This is a genomic window from Actinospica acidithermotolerans (genome assembly GCF_018139625.1).
Classification (GTDB): domain Bacteria; phylum Actinomycetota; class Actinomycetes; order Streptomycetales; family Catenulisporaceae; genus Actinospica; species Actinospica acidithermotolerans.
Window position 1 is genome coordinate 1 of record NZ_JAGSOH010000270.1, and the last position, 1,520, is coordinate 1,520.

Annotated in this window: 2 protein-coding genes and 3 tRNA genes; all 5 read left to right on the forward strand. The window is 67.1% G+C overall.

The features are described 5' to 3' along the window. The first annotated feature begins 117 nt into the window (after positions 1-117). Positions 118-190 (forward strand) — tRNA-Glu (locus KDK95_RS34590). 93 nt (positions 191-283) lie between these two features. Next, positions 284-357: transfer RNA gene (locus KDK95_RS34595), tRNA-Asp, on the forward strand. A 58-nt stretch (positions 358-415) separates the two neighbouring features. Beyond that, positions 416-489 (forward strand) — tRNA-Phe (locus tag KDK95_RS34600). Between the two features lie 106 nt (positions 490-595). After that, positions 596-1,126: a GNAT family N-acetyltransferase gene (locus tag KDK95_RS34605; RefSeq protein ID WP_212522581.1), complete on the forward strand. Its 531-nt coding sequence runs from the start codon at positions 596-598 to the stop codon at positions 1,124-1,126. Between the two features lie 134 nt (positions 1,127-1,260). Further along, positions 1,261-1,520 (forward strand): GNAT family N-acetyltransferase (locus KDK95_RS34610; protein WP_504799937.1); only part of this gene is annotated, 260 nt, incomplete at its 3' end.

Consider the following 1,520-nt stretch of genomic DNA (forward strand, 5'->3'; position numbering starts at 1 on the left):
GCGCTGAGCTGGGCGGATGAAATGGTTTTGGCGCTGCGACCCCCGGTCCCGTATGCTTCATGCGTCCCCGACGGACAGACGTCCGGGGAGACCGGGACCCGGTCTACCTGGGTGCTCGGCCCCTTCGTCTAGCGGCCTAGGACACCGCCCTTTCAAGGCGGCGGCGCGGGTTCGAATCCCGTAGGGGCTACGGCAGGGAGATTGAACGGCACGGTGACGTGCTAGGATCTCCTGGTCGGAACCCGGCGGGAACGTCGGAGAAGCAGTACAGCAGTACCCTCAAGGTCCTGTAGAGCAGTTGGAGTGCTCGCCACCCTGTCAAGGTGGAGGTCGCGGGTTCAAGTCCCGTCAGGACCGCTCGGTACGAACCGGGCGTTGCGTTGGAACGTCAACGCGGCGCCCGTTCTCGTTCCGGGGCCAGGTAGCTCAGTTGGTACGAGCGACCGCCTGAAAAGCGGTAGGTCGGCGGTTCGACCCCGCCCCTGGCCACAGTGCTTGACCTGCGGAAACGGGCCCGATCCTCGCGGATCGGGCCTTTCTGTTGCGCGGATGGGGCGGGCAGTGGCGGGTGGCGGGGAGCGTTTAGGCTGGCGGCATGTCTGATCTCGTGCGGCTGCGGCCCATCGCCTCGAAAGACCTTGACCTGTTCGAGCGGCTTCGGGAAGACCCGGCGGAGGCGGGGGAGCTCGACTTCTTCGGGTTCCGTAACGCCGGGACGGTGCGGCGGCAGTGGGCCGAGGGCGGGTTCCTGAGCGAGAGCCGGGGGAGCTTGGCGGTCGCGGCGGTGGACGACGATCGGTTCGTCGGGGAGGTGCAGTGGCACCAGGTGCTGCAGGGGCCGGCTTCGCCCTGCTGGAACATAGGCATCATGCTGCTCACGGCCGAGCGCGGGAAGGGCTTCGGGAAGCGCTCCCAGCGGCTGCTTGCGGAGTACCTGTTCGGCACCACCAAGGTGAACCGGATCGAGGCGAGTACGGACGCTACCAACGTCGCGGAGCAGCGGGCGTTGGAACGCGCCGGCTTCACGCGGGAGGGTGTGCTGCGCGGGGCTTGCTTCCGGGCAGGGGCCTGGCGGGACATGGTGCTTTACTCGATTTTGCGGGCCGAGGTGGTTGTGGCGGGGTGAGCGCCTCCTTCTTCGGCAGGGAGGTCTTGGGAGTTCGGGTATGGCGGTCTTTGGCGGTTCGGGTATGGCGGTCTTCAGGGTTTGGGCACGGCGGTCTTTGGGGGTTCAGGTATGGCGGCCTTGAGGGTTCGGGTATGACAGGGGTCGAGATTCGGCGGGCCGGCGAGGGCGACGTTCCTGCGATCGTCGGCTTGTTGGCGGATGATGCGCTGGGGGCTACGCGGGAGTCGGTGGATGACCTGGGGCCCTACTTCGCCGCGTTTGAGCGGTTGCGGGATGACCGTAATCAGTACGTTCTTGTGGCCTGTCGTGGCGATGACGTGGTGGGGACCTTGCAGCTGACGATTGTGCCCGGGCTGTCGCGGCGCGGCAGCACGCGGGCGATCATCGAGGG